This window comes from Microbacterium arborescens (genome assembly GCF_030369635.1).
Taxonomy (GTDB): Bacteria; Actinomycetota; Actinomycetes; order Actinomycetales; family Microbacteriaceae; genus Microbacterium.
Map to the genome: position 1 here is coordinate 1018133 of NZ_CP128474.1, position 23157 is coordinate 1041289.

The following is a 23157-nucleotide window of genomic DNA, read 5'->3' on the forward strand; positions in this document are numbered from 1 at the left end:
TTTCCGAATCCCCGGGGGACCCCATGACCGATCCGAACAACCCGTCCGCACCGCAGCCTCCGGCCTATCAGCCGCCGGCATATCCGACGTCGTTCGCCGACGCTTCGTACCAGAATCCGAACGCGCCGGTGCCGGGCAAGACGCTCGGGATCGTCGCCTTCGTCCTCGCCCTGGTGCCTGTGGGGTTGCAGCTCGTCGGCCTCATCCTCGGCATCGTGGCCCTCGTCCAGAGCAAGAAGGCCGGCCGTAAGAACGGGCTCGCTCTGGCCGCGATCATCATCAGCGCTGTGCTCATGGTGATCGGCGTCGTCGTGGCGATCGTCCTGTTCACGATCTTCGGCAACGTGGCGAACGAGATCTACCAGACGTGCGTCGTCGAGGGCGCCGACACCGTGACGGTCTGGGGCCAGACCCAGTCCTGCTCTTCCACGCGGTACTGACCCGACACGCTGAGAGGAAACCCCCGCGGATGTGATCCGCGGGGGTTTCCTCATGCCCGGCTCAGGTCTGGCCGTTGCGATTGCATCCGAGCATTCAAAGCGCTTAAACTCATCTTCGGCGCAACGTTTAAGCGCTTTGATCGCTTCGGCGATCCCGCGATTCAAGGAGGAAGACGTGAAGTTCAAGACAGTGGCAGGTGGCATCGCCACCCTGGCTGCGGTGTCGCTCATCCTGACCGGCTGCGGCCGGGCGGACGAGTCGGCTGCCGGACCCGCCGAGGTCACGTCGCTCGACGACAGTCCGGCGACGGGCACGATCAGCGTGTGGGCGATGGGCGCCGAGGGTGAGGCCCTGCCCGCGTTCGTCGAGGAGTTCCAGGAAGCGAACCCCGACGTCAAGATCGACGTCACGGCGATTCCCTGGGACGCCGCGCACAACAAGTTCCAGACAGCGATCGCGGGCGGCAACACCCCCGACGTCGCCATGGTCGGATCGACCTGGATGGCCGACTTCGGCGACGCGTTCGCGACCGTCCCGGCCGAGATCGCGACCGACGGCTTCTTCCCGGGAGCACTCAGCACGACCGAGTTCGACGACCGCGCCGCCGGTGTGCCGTGGTACGTCGACACGCGTGTGCTCTACTACCGCACCGACCTCGCGCAGCAGGCGGGCTGGACGCAGGCGCCCACGACGTGGGACGAGCTGCAGCAGCTCGCCTCCGACATGAAGGAGAAGGCCGGCGCCGAGTACGGCATCCGGATGCCGGGCGGCAACGACTCGTTCCAGGGAGCGATGTGGATGCCGTGGTCCGCCGGTGCCGAGTTGACCGACGGCGACGCGTGGACGCTCGACACCCCGGAGATGACGAAGGGTCTGGAGTACTACAAGAGCTTCTTCGACAAGGGCCTCGCCGACGCGAACGCCGACATCTCGGCCGGAGCGACGGAGGCGGAGTTCGTCGCCGGCACCACCCCGATGGTCGTCGAGGGCCCGTTCCTGCGCGGTCAGCTCGAGCTGCTGGGCGGCGCGGACTTCACCTCCAAGTACGCCACGGCCGTCCTGCCCGCTGACACCGGGTCGGTCTCCTTCAGCGGTGGGGCGAATCTCGTCGTGTTCAACCAGAGCAAGAACGCCGAGTCTGCGTGGAAGCTCGTCCGCTGGCTCAGCGAGCCGGAGACCCAGGCCGCCTTCTACGAGCAGACGGGCGACCTGCCCGCCCTCCAGGCGGCGTGGGATGCCCCCGCCCTGGCCGATGACGCGAGCCTGACGACCTTCGGTGAGCAGCTGCAGACGGCGAAGGCTCCGCCCGTGACCACCAGCTGGGTGCAGGTGGCCGCGAAGGGCGATCAGGCCCTCGAGCAGCTGCGCCGCGGCGGGGCGGACGTGCCTACCGTGCTGCAGAAGCTGCAGGCCGACGCCGACGCGATCGGCCTCGAGTGACCTCGATGTCCACCACCACTCTCCCCGCGGCCGGAGTCGACTCCGGCCGCGGGGCCTCCCGCCCCGGAGGCCTGCACGCCCGGCAGCGCAAGCGTCAGGCGCTCATCGCCTGGGCGTTCTGCCTGCCCTTCGTCGCGGTGTTCGCCGTCTTCATGCTGTTCCCGATCGTCGGTTCGTTCGCGATGTCATTCACCGACTTCACGGCGCGCGACATCACCTCGCCGTTCGCGGTGAACTTCGTCTGGCTCGACCAGTTCGCGACACTCTTCGGCGATCCGCGCTTCATCACGTCCCTCGGTGTGACCGCGATCTTCGTCGTGGTCGGCATCCCCGTCACGATGGTGCTCGCCCTCGCGCTCGCGCTCGCCCTGAACAGCGGCGGTGGACGCATCGTCGCGTTCATCCGGGTCGGGTTCTACGCGCCGGTGGTCACGAGCATCGTGGCCGTGGCGGTCGTCTGGCGCTACATCCTCCAGCCCGACGGCCTGCTCAACTCGGCCCTCGCCCTCGTCGGCATCGACGGCCCGAACTGGCTGAACGACCCCGCCTTCGCCTTGCCGTCGCTGATCATGATGGCGGTGTGGCGCAACGTCGGCACGCTCATGGTGATCTTCCTCGCGGGCCTGCAGGCCGTGCCCCAAGACGTCAACGAAGCGGCGACGATGGACGGTGCATCATCGTGGCGGCGGCTCGTCTCGGTCACCCTGCCGCTCCTGCGCCCCACGATCCTCCTCGGTGCGGTGCTCATCTCCGTCGGCTACCTGCAGTTCTTCGAGGAAGCGTTCGTCATGACGAAGGGCGGGCCGCTGGATTCGACCCTGTCGGTCGCGTACTACACCTTCCAGCAATTCGGCTTCGGCGAGTACGGCCTGGCCTCGGCCGCCAGCTACGTGCTCTTCCTCGCCATCGCCCTGCTGAGCCTGCTGCAGTTCCGGCTGCTCCGTTCGAAGGACTGACCCGATGACAACCATCCCCGCTCCCGTGGTGGACACCGTCACGCCGCCGTCTGCCCCGCGACGCCGTCGCCGCCGGTTCGGTCCGCGCGCGATCACCTACACCGTCCTGACCGTCGGCCTCGTCCTCTGGCTCATCCCGTTCCTGTGGATGGTGCTGGGGTCGGTCAAGACGCAGGGCGAGATCCTGCGTCGCCCGCCGACCTGGCTCCCGGAGAACCCGACCGGCGAGAACTTCGCGCAGTGGTTCGGGCCCCTCGACTTCGGCCACTTCTTCACGAACAGCCTGGTCGTAGCGGTCGTCACGGTCCTCGGCAACATCGTGTTCTGCTCGATGGTGGGCTACGCCCTGGCGAAGATGGAGTTCCCGGGCAAGAAGGTGCTGTTCATCCTCGTCATGGTCACCCTGATGGTGCCGGGCGTGGTCACGTTCGTGCCGCTGTTCGTGATGGTCTCGTCGCTCGGGCTCGTCAACACCTACCCGGCGCTCATCCTGCCCTTCATCACCGCACCCATCGGCGTGTTCCTCATGCGGCAGTTCATCATGGGCATCCCCGACGCGCTGCTCGAAGCCGCCCGCCTCGACGGGGCGGGGGAGTGGCGCATCTTCTCCCGCATCGTGATGCCGCTGTGCGGACCCCCGCTCGCGACCCTCGGCATCCTGACGTTCCTCGCCTCGTGGAACAACTTCCTGTGGCCGTTGGTGGCGGCCCAGACCGAGGAGATGTACACGCTCCCCGTCGCGCTCTCGCTCTACTCGACGGGTCAGAACGCGACGAACTACGGACTGCTCCTGGCCGGGTCGGTGCTCGTCATCGCGCCGATCATCGTGCTGTTCGTCTTCCTGCAGCGCTGGTTCATCCGCGGCGTCGCCACCACAGGCCTGAAGTGACCGCCGCGCTGCCGCATCCGTCCCCCCAACAGCGAAAGTCCCCCATGCGACCCGAACTCCACACCGCTCCCGACGGAACCCGCTTCCGCGACCTCAACGGCAACGGCATCCTCGACCCGTACGAGGACCCGCGTCTGACTCCGGAGGAGCGCACCGACGATCTTCTCGGCCGGATGTCACCCGCCGAGAAGATCGGCCTGATGTTCCAGACCGTCATCGAGATCGGCCCGGAAGGCGAACTCCTCGAGGCTCCCGGCGCCATCTCGAAGTCGCCGACGACCGAGGTCGTGGTCGGCAAGAACATGACGCACTTCAACGTGCACGCGATCCGCACCGCCCGTGAGGGCGCACGCTGGAACAACAACCTGCAGCGCCTCGCCGAACGCACCCCGCACGGCGTCCCGGTCACGATCAGCACGGACCCTCGGCACGCGTTCGTCGAGAACACCGGCGTCGCGTTCTCGGCGGGGCCGTTCTCGCAGTGGCCGGAGCCGCTCGGGCTCGCCGCGCTCGACGACCTGGAGGTCATCGAGCAGTTCGCCGACGTGGCCCGTCGCGAGTACTGCGCGGTCGGCATCCGGGCAGCGCTCCACCCCCAGATCGATCTGCCCACCGAAGCCCGCTGGGGACGTCAGGCGCAGACGTTCGGCTTCGATGCCGAACGGGTCTCGCAGATCACCGCGGCCTATCTGCGGGGATTCCAGGGCGAGGTGCTCGGCGCCGAGAGCGTCGCCTGCACGACGAAGCACTTCCCCGGCGGCGGGCCGCAGCTCGACGGCGAGGACGCGCACTTCCCGTACGGCCGCGAGCAGGTCTACCCGGGCGGCATGTTCGATTACCACCTCGAGCCCTTCCGTGAGGCGATCCGGCGCGGAACGGCCGGGATGATGCCGTACTACGGCATGCCCGTCGGGCTCGAACGCAACGGCGTCCCGATCGCCGAGGTCGGCTTCGCCTACAACCGCCAGATCGTGACCGACCTCCTGCGGGACGAGCTCGGCTACGACGGCGTCGTCGTCACCGACTGGGAGCTCGTCAACGACAACCACGTCGGCGACCAGGTGCTGCCGGCACGCGCGTGGGGTGTCGAAGAGCTCGACCCGACCGAGCGCATGCTGCGGCTGCTGGATGCCGGTGTCGACCAGTTCGGCGGCGAGGAGTGCACCGATCTGCTGGTCGACCTCGTCGAGTCGGGCGCCGTGCCCATCGAGCGCATCGACGTCTCCGCTCGCCGCATCCTTCTGGTGAAGTTCCGCCTCGGTCTCTTCGACGACCCGTACGTCGATGAGGACGAGGCCGAGCGCATCGTCGGGAACGCCGATTTCCGTGCCCTCGGCACCCGCGCGCAGGCGGAGTCGCTGACCGTTCTGCAGAACCGCGGCGACGTGCTGCCGATCGCGTCGGCCCCGCGTCCGAAGGTGTACGCCGAGAACATCGGCGATGCCGCGCTCGCGCCCTACGCCGACCGAGTCGAGCGGCCGGAGGACGCCGACGTCGCGATCGTCCGCATCGGAGCGCCGTTCGAACCGCGTGACGACCTCTTCCTCGAGAAGTGGTTCCATCAGGGGTCGCTCGACTTCGGCCCCGGACTGGTCTCGCGACTGGGACGTGTCGCGGCGCACGCGCCTCTCGTGCTGGTCGTCGGACTCGATCGTCCCGCGGTGCTCACGCCTTTCGTGCCGGTAGCGTCGGCCATCGTCGCCGACTACGGCAGTTCGGATGCCGCCGTGCTCGCGGCGCTCACCGGTGCCGTGCCCCCGCGCGGCACGCTGCCGGTCGAGATCCCGCGATCGATGGAGGCCGTGCGCCGCTCGCGGACCGATGTTCCGGGCGACACCGACGAGCCGGTCTTCCCGCGGGGGACCGGGCTGTCGATCGTGCCGGCGTGAGGTCCGTCGGTAGACTCCCCGGGGAATCGAGGTAGTCATGGTGGTCGGTCGGCCCACGGTCTACGACGTCGCGGAACGTGCCGGGGTGTCGATCGCGACGGTGTCGTTCGCATTCCGTCGCCCCGACAAGGTGCGCACCGAGACCCGCGACATGGTGCTCCGGGTGGCGCGCGAGCTGGGGTACGTCCCGAGCGGCTCGGCCCGGAACCTCGCGCGTGGCCGCACGGGGGTGCTCGGGCTGCATCTGTTCGACCTCCTCGTCGAATCGGCGCCACCCGTCGAGACCGGGCTGAATGCCGGGGGTCACCCGGCGGGCTCGACGACTCCGCCCGGTCTCACCGACCTCGCCGAGCTCGACCTCGACGTCGACCTGGTCTCGTGGGACGCCGAGGAGGACGTCCGTCGCAGCGCACCCCGGACCTTCCCCCTGTACGTCGACGAGATCCAGAGAGGATTCGTGCTCGAGTGCAAGCGCGCGGGCACCGCGGTGCTGCTCAGCACCGGGGGACTGGGTGCCTCCGAGATCGCGGACACGGCGGGGCAGGTCGACGGTCTGGCGATCCTCCCCGGGCCCACGGTGACCGCGTCGCTCGGGTCGGTGTCGTCGACGCTTCCGGTCGCCGTGCTGAGCTCTCCGCTGGGCGACGCGCACCACGTCCTCGCCGACAACGCGGGCGGCGAGCGGATGCTCGTCGAGCACTTCGTCGAGGTCCACGGGGTCTCCACGTTCGGGTGGATCGATGCGCCCGCGGGCTTCGACACCGACGAGCGCCGCACCGCCTTCTTCGATGCCGTCGCCTCCCACCCGGGCGCGAGCGCCGAGGTCATCGACACCGTCGAGCTCGAGCGCGCGCCGGTGTTCCCGGGGCTGAGCGCCCGGGCGGGCGCCGGCTCGCTGCCCGAGGCGGTCCTGTGTGCGACCGATCAGATCGCGCTCGCCGCGCTCGACGTGCTGCACGCCCGCAGCGTGGCGGTGCCCCGAGACGTGCGGTTGGCCGGCTTCGACGGCATCCAGGCGGCCGGGATGTCGTCGCCGCCGCTCACGACCGTGCGTCAGCCGATGGAACTGATGGGGCGCATCGCCGCCCACCTGCTGCTGAACGACCCGGGTGACGGCTCGGCGCGCCGAAGCGTGCGCGTCGAGGTCGGGCTCCGGGTCGGCGGAAGCTGCGGGTGCGCGGTCAGCCCGTGATGCGGCAGTGCGTCCGCAGCTCGCCGATGCCGTCGATGCCGACGGTGACGACGGAGCGGTCGCGCAGGAAGATCTGCGGGTCGCGCGAGTAGCCCGCCCCGCCCGGGCTGCCCGTCGAGATGAGCGTGCCGGGCAGCAGTGTCGCCGCAGTCGAGAGGTGCGCGACGAGCGTGGCGACCGAACGGATCATCTGGCCCGTCGAGGCATCCTGCACCGTCTGGCCGTCGACGACAGCCCAGATGTGCAGGTCTTGCGGGTCGGGGATCTCGTCGGCCGTCACGACGTACGGCCCCGTCGGCGTGAAGCCGTCGAACGACTTGCAGCGCGACCACTGCGCCTCGGAGAACTGGATGTCGCGCGCGGTGATGTCGTTGACCACGGTGTAGCCCCAGACGTGGTCGAGAGCCGTGTCGGCGGGGACGTCCTTCGCCGCGGCCCCGATGATGACGCCCAGCTCGGCCTCGTAGTCGACGGACTCGCTGAGGCTCCGCGGCCACGACGTGATCGCGTCGTGAGCGGTCAGCGAGTTGGGCCACAGCGTGAAGACGGTGGGCGCGGTGTCGGCCTTCAGGCCCAGCTCGCTCGAGTGCGCCGCGTAGTTCAGGCCGACGGCGAGCACGATGGGCGGGGCGAGGACGGCCGACGCGAACGTCGAGCCGTCGACGCCGTGCCACGCGATATCCGCACGCGTCGCCGCATCGGCGACCCGTGCGAGACCGTCGTCGCCGAGCTCGATGAGCTGCTGCAACCGGTCGGGTGCGCCGGCGAACAGGTCGCCGACGAACGTGGCCCGGTCGTCTTCGACGAGCACGAGGCGGGGATCGTCGGCCCCCGCGGTCATCACGTGGGCAAAACGCATGCTGCCAGGCTACCCGGCTCACGGGTCGGCCGCCGCGCGAGCTGCTCCGCGTCGGGCAGGGGCGCCCCTAGGGTGGGGGCGTGTCGTTCCCGTCGCCTCTCTCGCAGCCGCAGCCAGGACATCCCGGTCCGATCCCGACCGCGCCGACCTCGCCTCCCATCGTCCCGGTGCGGGCGAGACCGGGCGGGTGGGCTGCGCTCTGGGTCGGCGCGGTCCTCGTGCTGCTGCTGTTCGGGCTGGTCGCCTACCTGGTGTCCTTCCTCGGCTGGTTCGCCTCGATCGTGGGCGCGGTGCTCGCCCTGCTGCCGCTGCTCGGCGTGCTGTGGGCGGTCCGTATCGTCGACCGGTGGGAGCCCGAGCCGCCGCGGCTGCTGTGGCTCGCGCTCGGGTGGGGAGCGGTCGCGTCCGTGATCATCGCTCTCGGGGTCGATCTGCTCGTCACGATCGTGACCGGCCCGACGCGCGACCCTCTCGCGCAGGCGATGGCGAGTGTCGTCCAGGCGCCCATCGTCGAGGAGGTCGCGAAGGGGCTCGGCATCCTCCTCATGCTCCGCATCGGGCGTCGCTACTTCGACGGCCCGGTCGACGGCGTCGTCTACGGGGCCATGATCGGGGCGGGCTTCGCGTTCACCGAGAACATCCTCTATTTCGCCGACAGCCTCATCGCAGGCGGACTCGCGCAGGTGTCGGTGACCTTCGTGCTGCGCGGCATCCTCTCGCCCTTCGCCCACGTCATGTTCACGGCCGCGACCGGCTTCGCGGTCGGACTCGCGGTGCGTCGCGGTGCGCGGGGCGGTGCGGTCTTCGGCCCCTGGGCGACCGGCCTCGCGGTCGCGATCCTCTTGCACGCGCTCTGGAACGGCTCGGCCGCCTTCACCGACTTCTTCGCTCTGTACGCGACGCTGCAGGTGCCGCTGTTCATCGCGTTCGTGCTCGGCGTGCTGCTGCTCCGCCGTGAGGAGGCGCGACTCACGCGCGAACGGCTGCACGACTACGCGGCGGCGGGCTGGTTCACGCCCGTCGAGGTCGACCTCCTCGCCACCGGACGTGGCCGACGCCGCGCACTGGCCTGGGCGCGGACGCTCCCCGGCGACCGCACCGAGACGATGCGCGCCTTCATCGCCGAGGCGACACGTCTCGCAGCGGCGCGGCAGCGCGCGCTGACCGGCCGCGACGACCATGCCCTCGCCGACGAGCGCGAGCATCTCGCCCGGGCGACGCGACTGCGACAGACCCTGCTGCGACCGTGACGCCCGGCGGCGATGACATGACCGCGAGATGACATCGCCGGGAAAAGACTCAGCGCCCGGTGCTGCGGCGATGCCTGCATGTCTCCCGGGCGCTGAGTTGGCCTGCCTCCATGATGCTCCGGGCCCCACGCCTCGTCAAGGGGTGCGGCCCAGCACACGCCGCGTTGCGTGCACCCCCTCCCTCGGGTTGGATGGACACCATGACTGACGACCGCACCAAGCCCGAGATCGACGCACCCGAGGGCCCCGCGCCCGATGACCTCGTCGTTCGCGACCTGATCGTCGGCGACGGTGCCGAGGCCAAGCCCGGCGACACCGTCACCGTCCACTACGTCGGCGTCGAGTACACCTCCGGCGAGGAGTTCGACTCGTCGTGGAACCGCGGGGAGAGCATCCAGTTCCCGCTCCGCGGCCTCATCCAGGGGTGGCAGGACGGCATCCCGGGCATGAAGGTCGGCGGACGCCGCGAGCTCGTGATCCCGCCGCACCTCGCGTACGGCCCGGCCGGCGGCCATTTCCTGGGTGGCAAGACCCTGATCTTCATCATCGACCTGCTCGCGGTCGGCTGATCCGACGGACGCCTCTCGACGGGCGGATGCTGCACCACGCGGCATCCGCCCGTCGCTGTTCGGCCACCGGAAATTTACATTCGCGGGAATAGGCTGTGCGAGGGTCGCGTTGCCGCCCCTGTACGCCGGACCCCTCCCGGACACCTACGACGAAGGACGATCATGACCACGACCACCGAAATCCCCGGTTACAAGGCTGGCACCTGGGTGCTCGACGCCTCCCACAGCGAGGTGGGCTTCAGCGTCCGCCACATGATGATCTCGAAGGTGCGCGGCACCTTCGCCGTCGCCGAGGCGACCATCGTCGCACCCGAGAACCCCCTCGAGCTGACGCTCAACGCCAAGGTCGACGTCGCCTCCATCAACACCAAGGACGAGGGCCGCGACAACCACCTCCGCAGCGCCGACTTCTTCGACGTCGAGAACTACCCGAACATCACCTTCGTCTCGACCGGCGTGCGCCAGCAAGGCGGCGACTTCCTCGTCGACGGAGACCTCACCATTAAGGACGTCACCAAGCCGGTGACCTTCGAGGTCGAGTTCGGTGGCTTCGGCACCGACCCGTGGGGCAACTACAAGGCCGGCGCGACGGCGAAGACCGTCATCAACCGCGAGGAGTTCGGCCTCACGTGGAACGCCGCACTCGAGACCGGCGGTGTGCTCGTCGGCAAGGACGTCACGATCGAGCTCGATCTGCAGGGCTCCATCCAGGCCTGATCGCTGGATTCCCACGAGGGGCGGATGCTGCGGCATCCGCCCCTCGTCGCGTCATCGGGCGCGGCTGCCGCGGCTCACGGTGACGGGTGCGTCGCGTCGTAGGCGCGGAACGCCGGCGCCAGGCGCACGAGCAACGCCACCAGCGCCACGATGACGAAGCCGCCCAGCAAGGGCGGGAACCACAGCGCCGTCACGGTCGCCAGGGTGCCGGCGTACAGCGCTCCCAGCCGCGGGCCGCCGGCGACAACCACGATGAACAGGCCCTGCAGTCGGCCGCGGATCTCGTCGGGGACGGCGGCCTGCACCATCGTGTTGCGATAGATCGAGCTGATGTTGTCGGCGGCGCCCGAGCCGGCCAGGGCGAGTGCCGCGAGGGCGATGAGGGCGACGTTCGCCGAGTCTTCGCCGATCCGTCCCGGAGAGAGCGCTCCGAACGATCCCGCGAGCAGGACGGCGCCGAACAGGGCGATCGTGATCCCGTAGGCGATGATGGCCCGTTCGATTCCCCGGCCGTGCATCGGGTAGCGCGCGATCGGGCCCGAGAACAGGCTCGAGAGGAAGGCTCCGACTGCGATCGCGGCCGTCAGGAGCCCCGTCGTGATCGCGCCGCCGCCGAGCAGCACCGCGCCGATCGCGGGGAAGAGGGCGGTGGGCTGGCCGAACGTCATCGCGATGATGTCGAGGATGAACTGCAGCCGGATGTTCTTCGCTCGCCTGATGAACCGCCAGCCGTCGGCCAGCGATTTCAGGCCCGGACGGACGACGGTGCCCTCGGGACGGATGCTGGGCAGTGACCAGAGCCCGAGGAAGAGGGCGCTCATCAGCACGAGGTCGATCGTGTAGGTCCAGCCGTAGCCGGTGAACGCCACGAGCAGGCCCGCCGCGGCGGGGCCGACCGACACCATGATCCCCATCGTGATGCCACCGAGGGCTGACGCGGCGGGAAGCAGCTCGCGGGGGATCAGGCGCGGCACGATGGCCTGGCGTGCAGCCATGACGACCGAGTTGGCCGCCGAGTTGATCACCGCGATGGCGTACAGCCAGGCGACGGTCTCGCTTCCGCTCCACGTCAGCACCATCAGCACGGCCGTCGAGACGAAGGTGACGGATGCCGCGATGATCGCGACCCTGCGCCGGTCGAACGCATCGGCCAGCATGCCCCCGTAGAGCCCGGCGATGATCATCGGGACGAGCCCGGCGACGGCGATCATCGCCACGGCGAACGTCGACGCCGTCAGGTCGTACATGTGGAGCATGATCGCGACGATGGTCAGCTGTCCGCCGAGACCGGCGAGAGTCGATCCGACCCACATGCGCGCGAACGCGGGGGAGGTGGTCAGCGGCCGCAGATCGATGAGGTGGTCCCGACGCAGGCGCATCAGACGAGCCTAGATGACTGGTACAGTAGAGCGGTTGCCGTTCGATCGGCCGCGGATAAAGAGAGCTCGCACATCGGGTGACGGGCGCCGCGCAATGAGAAGGAAGGGGATCCCATCTATGGCACTCGAAGCAGACGTCAAGAAGGCGATCATCGAAGAGTACGCGACGCACCCCGGTGACACCGGATCCCCCGAGGTGCAGGTCGCGCTCATGTCGCAGCGCATCAAGGACCTCACCGAGCACCTCAAGACCCACAAGCACGACCACCACTCGCGCCGTGGGCTCTTCCTGCTCGTCGGTCAGCGCCGTCGACTGCTCGGCTACCTGCAGGAACTCGACATCCAGCGCTACCGTGCGCTGATCGAGCGCCTCGGTCTCCGCCGCTAAGGAGAGCGACCCGCGCACAATCGCGCAAAACATTCTTGCGAAGGCCGTCCCAGGTGTGGGGCGGCCTTCGGCATTTCCGGCACCGGCCGTCGACGTCGTGGGCCGAGAACGTACCCTCGCCGCGAGCACGCACTCTCGTCGGTGCGTTGTCGCGGCGACGGTGCGTGCTCGGCGGCGGTCAGCGGCGGTCAGCGGCGAGCAGATCGCCGTGCCAGCGGGCGGCGACGTCGGGGTGTGCCCGCAGGCGCGACTTGAGGGCGTTGTCGCCGTGCACCCCGTGGATGGGGTTGGCGGGGTCCTTCGTGACGCCTCTCGCCTGGGCGGCGAGCTCGGCGGGCAGCTCGATGAGCGGGAACCGGGCATCGAGTGCGGGATTGAAGAAGAACGGCACCGAGATGCGGTCCTCGGGGTACCGAGGCGAGACGACGCGATGGTTCGTCGCGATGAGGTAGCCGTCTGTCGCGTACTCGAGCAGCTCGCCGATGTTGACGACGAAGGCTCCCGGCACCGGCGGCGCGTCGACCCACGCGCCGTCCCGCTCGACCTGCAACCCGCCCTTGCCGGGCTCGACCCACAGCAGAGTGAGGGCGCCCGAGTCCTTGTGCGCGCCGACGCCCTGCTGCGGCGTGGGGTCGTCCTTGCCGGGGTAGCGGACGATCTTCAGCAGCGTCTGAGGTTCGCCGAAGTGGTCCTCGAAGTAGCTCGCGGGCGCGCCGAGCGCTTCGGCCCAGGCGCGGAGCAGGCGTCGCGCGACCTCTGAGAGGTGGGCGACCCATGCGTCGGCCACCTCGCGGAGCTCCGGCTGTGCAGAAGGCCACAGGTTCGGGCCGATGAGTCGCGCGTAGTCGGGGGCGTGGGGGTCGTCGACCGCGGGCCGCTCGGGACCGATGTCGATCTGCTCGCGCCAGTCGACACGGCCCTGCGTGAGCTCGCCGCCCACGCGGGTGTAGCCGCGGAAGTGCGGGCTGTTGACGTTCTCGATAGCGAGCTTGTCCGCCTCGGGCAGCGCGAAGAACTCGCGCGCGACGCGGTGCAGTCTGTCCTCGAGCCCCGCCGGGATGCCGGTGCCCGTCAGGTAGAAGAAGCCGACGTCGTGCGTCGCGGCCCGCAGTTCGTCGCGGAACCGCGCGATGTCGGCGGCGTCGCCGTCGAGCTGGGAGAAGTCGAGAACGGGAAGGGAGAGCTCGCTCATGCAGCGAGGCTACGAGCCCTCCGGGGCGTCCGCGCGATTGTTGCGCGGGATGACCGAGCCGGGCTCCCGTGGTCGGCGCGAGCCGGTCGGGTCGTTGCGACGCCCCTCGCGTCCGGCGAGTCCGGGGTCGCGGAACAGCCAGGCCGGGCGCGGCTCGACGAGCGGGCGGAACACGCGTCGGACCGGAGCGGTGGCGAGGCCGAGCGCGATGAGGATCGATGCGACGACGACGAGCGGCAGCCACAGCCACGTGGGCTCGGCGTCTCGCAGCACGCCCGACTCGCGGAAGGGGTACAGCACGAACGAGTGCAGCAGGTAGACGTACATCGTGTACTGGCCGAGCCGGGTCCACCGGTGCGAGCCACGGGGGATGAGAGCGAAGAAGGATGCCGTGAGGGCCAGGGCCACCAGCAGCAGCGCGACCCGCACTGCTCCTGCCCACCACTCGGAGCTGCCCGCATCGGAGTAGCTCGCGTCGTAGAACATCCATTTGCCGAGGTTGATGTCGCGCCACGTGCCGATGAACGCCCACGCCACCCACCCCGCGACCCCGAGCGTCGCGACGGCGGCGGTGACCGTCGCGGGGGTGCGTCGCAGCAGGCCGAGCCGGTCGACGACGTCGCGGTCTCGCAGCCACCAGCCGAGCACGAAGAACGGCAGGAACCCCAGCGTCCGCGACAGTGAGAGCGTCGAGTCGATGTTGGGGAGGTAGCCCGAGATGATCGAGATCGCGAAGGCCCACAGCAGCGGCCAGCGCAGGAGTGCGAGGTAGGGCAGCACGAGGCGGAAAATGCCGAGCGCCAGCAGGAACCACAGCGTCCACGAGGGCTGCGTCGGATTGGGGTTCGCGTGTCCTTCCACGAGGAACTTCGTGAGCGTCCAGAGCCCCTCGAAGATCACGTACGGCACGATGATGTCGGTGATGACGCGGGCCATCTGCCGCCGCGACTGCGGGTCGGATTTGGAGAAGTACCCCGAGATGATCGCGAACGCGGGCATGTGGAAGGCGTAGATCACGAGGTACATCGCCATCGCGATGTCGGAGTCGTACGTCAGGCGCTGGATCGCGTGCCCGAGCACCACCAGCACGATGCAGGCGAAGCGGGCGTTGTCCCAGAAGGGCACACGGCGTTTGGGGCGCGTTCCGGTCGTGCCGGTGGCGGGATGCGTCATCGTGGGTGAAACACTATCCCGCGGGAATAGGCCGAGCGCGATCGCGTTGCATGGTTTATATTCATTTGCATGAAACGGATGCCGAGGCATCCGGGAAGGCGGACCGACGTGAACACGCACACGAGCGATAACACCGGCTGGTCGGGGATGCAGTTCGGCATCTTCTCCGTGAGCGACATCACGGCCGACCCCACGACCGGCCACACCCCGAGCGAAGCGGAGAAGATCCGCGCAGCCGTGACCATCGCCAAGCACGCCGAGGAGGTCGGGCTCGACGTCTATGCGATCGGCGAGCACCACAACCCGCCGTTCTGGTCGTCGTCGCCCACCACGACCCTCGCCTACATCGCGGCGCAGACCGAGCGCCTCATCCTCTCGACGGCGACGACCCTGATCACGACGAACGACCCGGTGAAGATCGCCGAGGACTACGCGATGCTGCAGCACCTCTCGGGCGGCCGCGTCGACCTCATCATGGGACGCGGCAACACCGGTCCGGTCTACCCGTGGTTCGGCAAGGACATCCGTCAGGGCCTGCCGCTCGCGATCGAGAACTACGCCCTGCTGCACAAGCTGTGGCGTGAGGACGTCGTCGACTGGGAGGGCAAGTTCCGCACGCCGCTGCAGGGCTTCACCTCGACGCCCCGCCCGCTCGACGGCGTCGCGCCGTTCGTCTGGCACGGCTCGATCCGCACCCCCGAGATCGCGGAGCAGGCCGCCTACTACGGCGACGGCTTCTTCGCGAACAACATCTTCTGGCCCAAGGAGCACTACCAGCGCCTCATCGACCTGTACCGTCAGCGCTTCGCGCACTACGGTCACGGCACGCCCGAACAGGCGATCGTCGGGCTCGGCGGTCAGGTGTTCATGAGTGCGAACTCGCAGGATGCCGTCCGCCAGTTCCGCCCCTACTTCGACAACGCCCCCGTCTACGGCCACGGTCCTTCGCTCGAGGACTTCAGCGAGATGACGCCGCTTACCGTCGGGTCACCGCAGCAGGTCATCGACCGGTACGCGGCGATGCGCGAGACGTTCGGCGACTACCAGCGCCAGCTCTTCCTCATCGACCACGCGGGTCTTCCGCTGAAGACCGTGCTCGAGCAGCTCGACATCCTCGGCGGCGAGGTCGTCCCGGTGCTGCGCAAGGAGCTCGCTCAGGGTCGTGGAGCCGACGTCCCCGACGCGCCGACGCACGCCGCGCGCGTGCGCGAGGTCTACGGCGACGGCCCCGCCCGTGAGGCGCGTCCTCGCGCCAACCGCGGTGACAACCTCAGCGGCCCCTCGCCCTACCAGGATGCTCCGGCGCCCGCAGGTTCGGCCTTCGGTGTGGCGGCGGCACGATGAGCGCGCGGCGGATCGCCGTCGTGTCGGCGGGGCTGTCGAACCCGTCGTCGACGCGGATGCTGGCCGACCGTTTGGCGACGGCGACGATCGCGGAGCTCGCGGCATCCGACATCACCGCGACGGCCGACGTCATCGAGCTGCGCGATCTCGCGCACGACATCACCAACAACCTGCTGACGGGCTTCGCCCCGCCCGCGCTCGAGTCGGCGATCAACTCGGTCGTCTCGGCCGACGCGCTCATCGCCGTGACACCGATCTTCTCGACGAGCTACTCCGGGCTGTTCAAGTCGTTCATCGACGTGCTCGACCCCGACTCGCTCACGGGGAAGCCCGTGCTGATCGGGGCGAACGCGGGCACGGCTCGGCACTCGCTCGCAATCGACTACGCCATCCGGCCGCTGTTCGCGTATCTGCACGCAGCACCCGTGTCGACAGGTGTCTTCGCCGCGTCGAGCGACTGGGGGAGCAAGGCCGACGAGGTCGCTCCGCTGAGCGCCCGGGTCGAGCGCGGGGCACGTGAGCTCGCCGCCGCCGTCGTGGCACGCACGCCCGTCACGGACGCGGATCCGTTCGACCCCGCCTCGTACCTCGGCGAGGGCAAGTCGTTCGGTCACCTGCTCGGCGGTCTCGCGGGGGAGTGACCCGCTCGCGGCGCCGCGTGAGGGCGGCCGCGATCACATCGATCGCGGCGCCCAGCGCGAGCGCCGCTGCGACGGATACGACGACCGCGACGATCGGCGCGTCGGGCAGCAGCGCGCCGATCGCGGCGCCGATGATGCTCTGGTAGGCCGCCCAGGCGGTGGCCGCGATCGCGGCCACCGGGAGGAAACGGCCGGACGGCACCCGCGTGGCTCCCGCGGTGAGGTTGACCGCGAGGCGCGCGAACGGGATGAAGCGGGCGGTGAAGACGACTGTCGCGGTGCCGCGCGACAGTCGTGACCCCGCCCACGCGAACGCCTCCGCCACTCGTCTATGCCGCATCCACCGCCAACGGCGCAGTCCGATGCGGCGGCCCACCGCGTAGCAGAGGGCGTCTCCGCAGAACGCGGCGGACGCGGCGACTGCGACGACGCCGAGCAGCGGCGGGTCGCCGGTGGCGGCTGCGAGCGCACCAGCCGCCGTCACCGCGATCTCACCGGGTACGACGACCAGCACGGAATCGAGCAGGACGAGCGCGAAGACCCCGACGAGCAGCCACGGCCCGTCGGCGATCGTTGTCAGCAGGTCGGCGGGCACGCGGTATCCCTATCAGTCGGGGATGAACGGTGCGGGAACGGCGACGGACAGGCGTCCGCGAGGTGACCGACCGCCGAGGATCGCGTGAACAGTGGGCGATACCGGCTGCTTCGCCGCGCGGGGGTGCGCGACCGGAGCCACCCTGGTCTCGTGAGAGTCGCGGTGGTCACCGAGTCGTTCCTGCCCCACATGAACGGGGTCACCGGTTCCGTGCTGCGGGTGCTCGAGCACCTCGAGCACCGCGGGCACGAGGCCTTCGTCGTCGCGCCGGGTGCGGGGCGGCGGCATCCGCTCGCCGTGCCGGGGCGGACGGTGCGTTCGATTCCGATGCCCCGGTACCCCGCGGTGCGGGTGGCGGCGCCGCCCGTGGCCTCGGTCGCACGGGCGCTGCGAGCGTTCCGGCCCGATGTCGTGCATCTCGCTTCGCCGTTCCTCCTCGGGTGGCAAGGGCTGCTCGCGGCCGAGGGGCTCGGTCTGCCGAGCGTCGCCGTCTACCAGACCGACGTCATCGCGTACACCGAGCGGTACGGCGTTCCCCACGCCACGGCGCTCACGGCGGCGCACGTGAGGCGGCTGCATCGTCGCGCGACGCTGACGCTCGCTCCCGCCGACGCGGCACGGCGGCAACTGCAGGACCTCGGTGTCGATCGCGTCGCGATCTGGGGCCGCGGGGTCGACGGCATCCGCTTCGCGCCCCACCGCCGCGACGAGGCCTGGCGTGGGCGTGTCGTTCCGGAAACGGCTGACGGCGACGTCGTCGTCGGATATGTCGGGCGGCTCGCCCCCGAGAAACAGATCGAAGATCTGGCGGCGCTCAGCTCGCTGCCCGGCGTTCGACTGGTCATCGTGGGCGACGGGCCCTCGCGGACGAGTCTGGAGAACCTCCTGCCGGATGCCGTCTTCCTCGGTCACCTGCAGGGCGACGCGCTCGCGACGGCGATGGCGAGCTTCGACGTGTTCGTGCATCCCGGTGAGAGCGAGACGTTCGGTCAGACCATCCAGGAGGCGCAGGCGAGCGGGGTGCCGGTCGTCGCGACCGGGCGCGGCGGACCCCTCGACCTCGTCCGCAGCAGCGTCGACGGGTGGCTGTACCGGCCCGGAGACGCGGACGACCTCCGCAGTCGGGTCGCTGACCTTGCGGGGGATGCGGCGAAGCGGCGAGCCTTCGGTGCTGCGGCCCGAGACGCCGTCGCCGGGCGGACCTGGGAGAGCCTCGGTGATGCCCTGATCGGCCACTATGAGCGCGCGGCGGAGCTGCACGCGATCGACCGCGTCCGGCGGGCCCGGGTGTGGCCGCGTGCCGAGCTGCCCGCCGCGGGCGAGGGGCCGCCGCTCTGGCGGCGCTACGTCGCGCTGGGCGACTCGATCACGGAGGGGCTCTGCGACACGTCGCGCATGCCGGCGGGGATGCACCGGGGGTGGGCGGATCGTCTCGCCCAGCTCCTCGCCGCCGCCGCGCCGCGGGGCAGCGGCGGAACGGGAGCCTTCCAGTATGCGAACCTCGCCGTCCGCAGTAGGCGCGTGCGTCACCTCGTCGACGAGCAGGTGCCCGCGTGCCTGGCGCTCCGACCCGACCTGGTGTCGGTGCTCATCGGAGCCAACGACCTCGTACAGGCGCGCGTCGACGTCGCGAGCGTCGCCGATGAGGTCGAGATCGCGGTCCGCCGACTGCGCGAATCCGGCGCCGACGTGCTGCTCGCGACCGTCTTCCTGCCGGGAAGGGCCGCAGCGGGCATGTTCGCGCGCCGCTTCGCGGCCTACAACGCCCGGTTGCGCGCGGTCGCCGCGAGCACCGGCGCGATCCTGGTCGATCTGGAGGCGGTACCCGAACTCGCCCGCCTCGACCTGTGGGCCGACGACAAGGTGCATCTGCGGTCGCGCGGACACCGGATCGTCGCCTATCGCGCGGCGGAAGCGCTCGGGGTGCCGCACGCCGAGGCGCTCGCCGGTCTCGACGAGGCCTTCCATCTCGACGACGACCCCGTCGTGTCGGGAACCTGGCTGCGTCGCGACGCGCTCCCGTGGGTGTGGCGGCGGCTGCGCGGTCGCACCGCCGGCGATGGCGTGTCGCCCAAGCTCCCCGCCTACGTCCGCATCGGCCCCACCGCCCCCCACCACTCCTCCCAGCCCCATTAGCCCTCGCCCCCCGCGCTGCGCCCGCCGAGAACGCACCGTCGCCGCGAGATCGCACCCCCTTCGGTACGTCCTCGGGGCGACGGTGCGTTCTCAGCGGATGCCGGTGGCGCGCGGGGTCAGGCGCGCCAGCGGTACTCCGCTTCCGGGCGGCCGGGCGCGCCGTAGCGCTGCGCGCGCTCGGCCCTGCCGGCGTCGGCGAGATGTTCGAGGTACCGGCGCGCCGCGACGCGCGACATCCCGAGCGACTCCGCCGCCTCGCGGGCCGACAGCGCCCCGGCTTCGCGGAGCCGATGCGACACACGGTCGAGCGTCTCGGGAGCCAGGCCCTTCGGGATGGGCGCGGTGACGGGTCGCAGCGCTCCGAGCAGCGCATCGATCTCGGCCTGGGTGGCCGCCCCCGTGGTCTCGCTGGCCCGGGCCCGGAAACGCGCGTACTGCGACATCCGCTCCTGGAAGTCGGCGAAGGTGAAGGGCTTCACGAGGTACTGCACCGCGCCGAGGCCGACGACCTGCCGGACCACATCGGCGTCGCGCACCGAGGTGATCGCGATGACGTCGACGTCGCGCGCGCGTGCCCGCAGATGACGGAGGACGTCGAGTCCTGATCCGTCGGGCATCGTCATGTCGAGCAGCACGAGGTCGATCTCGGGCGCGGTGGGGCTTTCGAGGAGCGCCCGCAACGCGGCCCGCGCGCCGCTGCATTCGGCCACGACCCGGAAGCCCTCGAGACGCTCGACGTAGTGGCGGTGCAGGTCGAGGGTGAGCGCTTCGTCGTCGACGAGCAGGACGCCGATCATGCGCCCCTCCTCGGCAGAACCACCCGGAACGTCGTCGGATCGTGGTCGAGGGCGACCATGCCGCCCGCATCGTCGACGATCGCCGCGACGAGAGCGAGACCCACACCGCGCCCCTCGGTGCCGGCGGGCTTCGTCGAGAAGCCGTGCTCGAAGATGCGTCGCCGCAGGTCTGTCGGCACGCCGGTGCCCGAGTCCGAGACGGCGATCTCGAGCTCGTCCTCCGCGGTACGCGTCATCCTGATCTCCACCCAGCGCGGCTCGGGACCGCCGGCGGCGGCGTCGAGCGCATTGTCGATGAGGTTACCCACGACCGAGACCGCGTCGACGGGCGAGAGCACCGATCGCGGCGCGTCGGGCGCGATGCGGGAGCGCCAGCGGATGCCGCGCTCCTTCGCCTGCGAAGCTTTGCCGAGCAGCAGGGCGCCGACCGTCGGGTCGCCGTCCCGCCGCGCGGCGACCTCGTCGACGAGGACCTGGCTCTGCCGCGAGGTCTCGGCGAGGATCTCGATGGCCTCGGGGGTCCGGCCCAGCTCGAGCAGGGCGATCGCGGTGTGCATGCGGTTGCCGTGCTCGTGCGTCTGCGCACGCAGCGCCTCGCCGAGCGTGCGGAGCGATTCGAACGACGAGACCGCGTCACGGATGGCGCCGGCGGGCAGGTCTCCGGTGACCTGCCGGGTGGCCCGGCGCGCGACGACCGCACCCACGAGCCCGGCGGCGAGAAGGGCCACGGCGATGCCGACGACGACGAGGAGGCGTGGCGTCAGAGTCGCCGCGATGCTGCCGATCGTCACGCCGACCGAGACCCACCCGACGACCTGGCCGTCGCTCTCCACGGGAACGATCGTGCGTATCGACGGGCCGAGGGTTCCGGTGAACTCCTCCGTGAGCGCGTGCGCCGCGGCCGGGATCGAGCCGAGGTAGCGCTCGCCGATCCGCGCCGCGTCCCGGTGGGTGATCCGGATGCCGCTCGGGTCCATGATCGTGACGAAGTCGACACGGGCATCGACGATCACCTGTTCGACCTGGGGTTGCAGCTCGGCTGACGCGAGGTCACGGTCGTCGGCGGCGAGGAGATCGGCGACCTGGGTCGAGTCGGCGACGGTCTGGGCCACAGCCTGCGTGACGCGCTCGGCTTCGGCGCGCGCGGAGCGCTGCCCGTCGGCGATGAGGATGCCGGCGATCGCCAGGGTGAGCACGGCGACGGCGACCGCGACTGCCACGAACACGAGCGAGGCGGCGCTGCGGGTGCGCGTTCTCATGTCGCTCTCGCTCTCGTCGTCGTCGGCGGGTGCGCCCGCGTCGCGGGCCGCGACCAATACGACCACAAATCGGCGTGCGAGCGGAACCGTCCGACGCTGGGACCGCACCCGACAGAGACGTCGGCATCGGACAACGACTGTTCAGCTGGAGGAGACCATGGCTCTCACATCATCTTTCCGCCTCCCGGGATACAACGCCCGCAAAGGCAAGCAGGCCTGGGACAAGCACACGTGGCTCTATGTCTCGGTCATCCTGGCGGTCGTGCTGGGCGCGGTCGTCGGTCTCGTATGGCCTACCTTCGCCATCGGTCTCGAGCCGCTCGGCAAGGGGTTCGTCAACCTCATCAAGATGATGATCGCGCCGATCATCTTCTGCACGATCGTCGTGGGGGTCGGCTCGATCGCGAAGGCTGCGACCGTCGGGCGCATCGGCGGCCTCGCCCTGCTCTACTTCATGGTGATGTCGACCTTCGCGCTGGCGATCGGGCTCATCGTGGGCAACATCATCCACCCGGGTGAGGGGCTCAACATGCAGGGCGCGACCTACGATGCCGGGGCTGCGGGTGAGGCGAAGTCGACGACCGACTTCCTGCTCGGCATCATCCCGACCACGTTCTTCTCGGCGTTCACGGGCGAGAGCGTGCTGCAGGTGCTGTTCATCGCCCTGCTGGTGGGTTTCGCGCTCCAGGGGCTCGGCGAGAAGGGCGCGCCGATCATGAGCGCCGTGAAGAACCTGCAGACGCTGGTCTTCCGCATCCTCGGCATGATCCTGTGGCTCGCCCCGATCGGGGCCTTCGGCGCGATCGCCGCGGTGGTCGGCAAGACGGGCGTCGCCGCCATCGTGAGCCTCGGCGTGCTGATGATCGCGTTCTACATCACGTGCATCGTCTTCATCGTGGCGGTGCTCGGCACGCTGCTCTACGCCGTCGCGCGGATCAACATCTTCAGCCTGATGAAGTACCTCGCCCGCGAGTACCTCCTGATCGTCGGCACGTCGTCGAGCGAATCCGCGCTGCCCCGACTGATCGCCAAGATGGAGCATGTCGGCGTCTCGAAGCCGGTCGTGGGCATCACGGTTCCCACCGGATACTCGTTCAACCTCGACGGGACCGCCATCTACCTCACGATGGCCTCGCTGTTCATCGCCGCGGGCATGGGCGCCCCGATGTCGATCCCCGAGCAGATCGGCCTGCTGGTCTTCATGATCATCGCGTCGAAGGGCGCCGCCGGAGTCACCGGTGCGGGCCTCGCGACCCTCGCCGGCGGTCTGCAGGCCTACCGTCCCGACCTCGTCAACGGCGTCGGTGTCATCGTCGGCATCGACCGCTTCATGTCGGAGGGTCGCGCGCTGACGAACTTCACGGGCAACGCGGTCGCGACGATCCTCATCGGAACCTGGACGCGCGAGTTCGACCGTGACCAGGCCCGCGCCGTGCTGAGCGGCGAGCGTCCGTTCGACGAGGCGATGCTCACCGGTCACGGACACGACGGGATGTCGGACGACACCGGCGCCGTGAGCACGCAGGGTCTCGGTGACGCGGCGCTCGAGGAAGCGGCGGCGAAGGAGGAGCGCGCTCGCCTCCGCCGCGAGGGCGCGACGCGCTGACGGTTGCCGACGTTCGGCCGGGCCGCGCGCGGCGACCCGACGCGAATCGTTGTCTCAACCCCCGGCGAGCAGCCGTTCGCGTCGGCTCGCCGGGGGTTGAGAGGGGGGAGGATGCCGCAGCATCCGGGTCGGGTCAGCCGCTCTTGCGGCGGAACTCGCGCTTCGTCATCGCACCGTGCGACGCGTGCACCGACGAGTCGCCGTCGAGGTGAGCCTCTCCGGTGCGGTGCTGTGCGTTCTTCTTCTCGAGCGCCTCGCGGAACTTGCGCTTCACATCGTCGGATGCCGCGCTTGCGGGCTTGTCTGCTTCGCTCATACGGCCACGATACGCAGGCGAGAGTGTCGCTGGTAGGCTGGGGCAGGTTGCCGTCCGGCACCCGCTCAATTCAACACTGAGCTCATGGAGCGGATCCGGCAGGAAGCTGGTCCCCTGTGGTGGGTTCCC

Annotated in this window: 22 protein-coding genes; 14 read left to right on the top strand and 8 right to left on the bottom strand. The window is 70.0% G+C overall.

Translation table 11 applies throughout. The features are described 5' to 3' along the window. Window positions 1-23: 23 nt before the first annotated feature. The 6 genes from QUC20_RS04760 to QUC20_RS04785 all read left to right on the top strand — a co-directional run bounded on the left by QUC20_RS04760 (window position 24) and on the right by QUC20_RS04785 (window position 6807). Window positions 24-440: a DUF4190 domain-containing protein gene (locus QUC20_RS04760; protein WP_289331099.1), complete on the top strand. Its 417-nt coding sequence runs from the start codon at window positions 24-26 to the stop codon at window positions 438-440. 175 nt (window positions 441-615) lie between these two features. Then, window positions 616-1881, top strand: coding sequence for an extracellular solute-binding protein (locus QUC20_RS04765; protein WP_259455214.1), 1266 nt, complete (start codon window positions 616-618; stop codon window positions 1879-1881). Between the two features lie 5 nt (window positions 1882-1886). Beyond that, the gene (locus tag QUC20_RS04770) at window positions 1887-2837 is read left to right on the top strand and encodes a carbohydrate ABC transporter permease (protein ID WP_289331100.1); all 951 of its coding nucleotides are present in this window, start codon (window positions 1887-1889) and stop codon (window positions 2835-2837) included. Window positions 2838-2841: 4 nt separating this feature from the next. Then, a complete protein-coding gene (locus QUC20_RS04775; protein WP_120263140.1) occupies window positions 2842-3726 on the top strand; it encodes a carbohydrate ABC transporter permease in 885 nt (294 codons plus the stop codon). 44 nt (window positions 3727-3770) lie between these two features. Beyond that, the gene (locus QUC20_RS04780; protein ID WP_289331101.1) at window positions 3771-5615 is read left to right on the top strand and encodes a glycoside hydrolase family 3 protein; all 1845 of its coding nucleotides are present in this window, start codon (window positions 3771-3773) and stop codon (window positions 5613-5615) included. A 37-nt stretch (window positions 5616-5652) separates the two neighbouring features. Continuing rightward, complete coding sequence (locus QUC20_RS04785) at window positions 5653-6807, top strand: LacI family DNA-binding transcriptional regulator (protein ID WP_289331102.1); 1155 nt, start codon at window positions 5653-5655, stop codon at window positions 6805-6807. On the opposite strand, the gene QUC20_RS04790 is transcribed toward QUC20_RS04785, so the two are convergent. Next, window positions 6797-7666, bottom strand: coding sequence for a fumarylacetoacetate hydrolase family protein (locus QUC20_RS04790; RefSeq protein WP_120263137.1), 870 nt, complete (start codon window positions 7664-7666; stop codon window positions 6797-6799). The genes QUC20_RS04785 and QUC20_RS04790 overlap by 11 nt on opposite strands. Window positions 7667-7833: 167 nt before the next feature. On the opposite strand from QUC20_RS04790, the gene QUC20_RS04795 reads away from it, so the two are divergent. The 3 genes from QUC20_RS04795 (at window position 7834) to QUC20_RS04805 (ending at window position 10202) form a co-directional block, all read left to right on the top strand. Then, a complete protein-coding gene (locus tag QUC20_RS04795) occupies window positions 7834-8916 on the top strand; it encodes a PrsW family intramembrane metalloprotease (RefSeq protein WP_289331103.1) in 1083 nt (360 codons plus the stop codon). A gap of 200 nt (window positions 8917-9116) precedes the next feature. Next, window positions 9117-9485 (top strand): FKBP-type peptidyl-prolyl cis-trans isomerase, encoded by a 369-nt coding sequence (locus QUC20_RS04800; protein ID WP_023951826.1) that lies wholly within the window; start codon window positions 9117-9119, stop codon window positions 9483-9485. Window positions 9486-9647: 162 nt separating this feature from the next. Further along, window positions 9648-10202: a YceI family protein gene (locus tag QUC20_RS04805; RefSeq protein ID WP_289331104.1), complete on the top strand. Its 555-nt coding sequence runs from the start codon at window positions 9648-9650 to the stop codon at window positions 10200-10202. Between the two features lie 74 nt (window positions 10203-10276). Here the strand turns inward: QUC20_RS04805 and QUC20_RS04810 are convergent, their stop codons facing one another. Beyond that, a complete protein-coding gene (locus QUC20_RS04810) occupies window positions 10277-11581 on the bottom strand; it encodes an MFS transporter (RefSeq protein WP_120263134.1) in 1305 nt (434 codons plus the stop codon). Window positions 11582-11699: 118 nt separating this feature from the next. On the opposite strand from QUC20_RS04810, the gene rpsO reads away from it, so the two are divergent. Next, window positions 11700-11969 (top strand): 30S ribosomal protein S15, encoded by a 270-nt coding sequence (gene rpsO / locus QUC20_RS04815; protein ID WP_120263133.1) that lies wholly within the window; start codon window positions 11700-11702, stop codon window positions 11967-11969. A gap of 178 nt (window positions 11970-12147) precedes the next feature. Here rpsO and QUC20_RS04820 read toward each other — a convergent pair whose 3' ends face one another. Together QUC20_RS04820 and QUC20_RS04825 are read right to left on the bottom strand one after the other, a co-directional pair. Further along, window positions 12148-13161 carry an isopenicillin N synthase family dioxygenase gene (locus QUC20_RS04820; RefSeq protein ID WP_289331105.1) on the bottom strand — a complete coding sequence of 338 codons (1014 nt, stop codon included), beginning with the start codon at window positions 13159-13161 and terminating at the stop codon, window positions 12148-12150. A 9-nt stretch (window positions 13162-13170) separates the two neighbouring features. Next, window positions 13171-14334, bottom strand: coding sequence for an acyltransferase family protein (locus QUC20_RS04825; RefSeq protein ID WP_289331106.1), 1164 nt, complete (start codon window positions 14332-14334; stop codon window positions 13171-13173). A gap of 147 nt (window positions 14335-14481) precedes the next feature. Between QUC20_RS04825 and QUC20_RS04830 the strand changes: the two genes are divergently transcribed. Beyond that, window positions 14482-15678 (top strand): LLM class flavin-dependent oxidoreductase, encoded by a 1197-nt coding sequence (locus QUC20_RS04830; protein ID WP_289331473.1) that lies wholly within the window; start codon window positions 14482-14484, stop codon window positions 15676-15678. Next, window positions 15675-16319, top strand: a complete 645-nt coding sequence (locus QUC20_RS04835; protein WP_023951815.1) for a CE1759 family FMN reductase — start codon at window positions 15675-15677, stop codon at window positions 16317-16319. The genes QUC20_RS04830 and QUC20_RS04835 overlap by 4 nt, the downstream gene beginning before the upstream one ends. Here QUC20_RS04835 and QUC20_RS04840 read toward each other — a convergent pair. Continuing rightward, a complete protein-coding gene (locus tag QUC20_RS04840; protein WP_289331107.1) occupies window positions 16231-16914 on the bottom strand; it encodes a DedA family protein in 684 nt (227 codons plus the stop codon). The two genes, QUC20_RS04835 and QUC20_RS04840, sit on opposite strands and share 89 nt — an antisense overlap. A gap of 150 nt (window positions 16915-17064) precedes the next feature. Here QUC20_RS04840 and QUC20_RS04845 point away from each other — a divergent pair, with 150 nt between their 5' ends. Beyond that, window positions 17065-19050: a GDSL-type esterase/lipase family protein gene (locus tag QUC20_RS04845; protein ID WP_120264360.1), complete on the top strand. Its 1986-nt coding sequence runs from the start codon at window positions 17065-17067 to the stop codon at window positions 19048-19050. Window positions 19051-19166: 116 nt separating this feature from the next. On the opposite strand, the gene QUC20_RS04850 is transcribed toward QUC20_RS04845, so the two are convergent. Then, complete coding sequence (locus QUC20_RS04850; RefSeq protein ID WP_120263129.1) at window positions 19167-19847, bottom strand: response regulator; 681 nt, start codon at window positions 19845-19847, stop codon at window positions 19167-19169. Further along, window positions 19844-21106, bottom strand: a complete 1263-nt coding sequence (locus tag QUC20_RS04855; protein WP_289331108.1) for a sensor histidine kinase — start codon at window positions 21104-21106, stop codon at window positions 19844-19846. Before QUC20_RS04855 ends, QUC20_RS04850 begins: the two co-directional genes overlap by 4 nt. 157 nt (window positions 21107-21263) lie before the next feature. Here QUC20_RS04855 and QUC20_RS04860 point away from each other — a divergent pair, with 157 nt between their 5' ends. Further along, window positions 21264-22712 carry a cation:dicarboxylate symporter family transporter gene (locus QUC20_RS04860; RefSeq protein ID WP_120263128.1) on the top strand — a complete coding sequence of 483 codons (1449 nt, stop codon included), beginning with the start codon at window positions 21264-21266 and terminating at the stop codon, window positions 22710-22712. A 133-nt stretch (window positions 22713-22845) separates the two neighbouring features. Here the strand turns inward: QUC20_RS04860 and QUC20_RS04865 are convergent, their stop codons facing one another. Continuing rightward, entirely contained in the window at window positions 22846-23028 is a 183-nt protein-coding gene (locus QUC20_RS04865) for a DUF5302 domain-containing protein (RefSeq protein ID WP_120263127.1), read from the bottom strand. Window positions 23029-23157 lie beyond the last annotated feature (129 nt).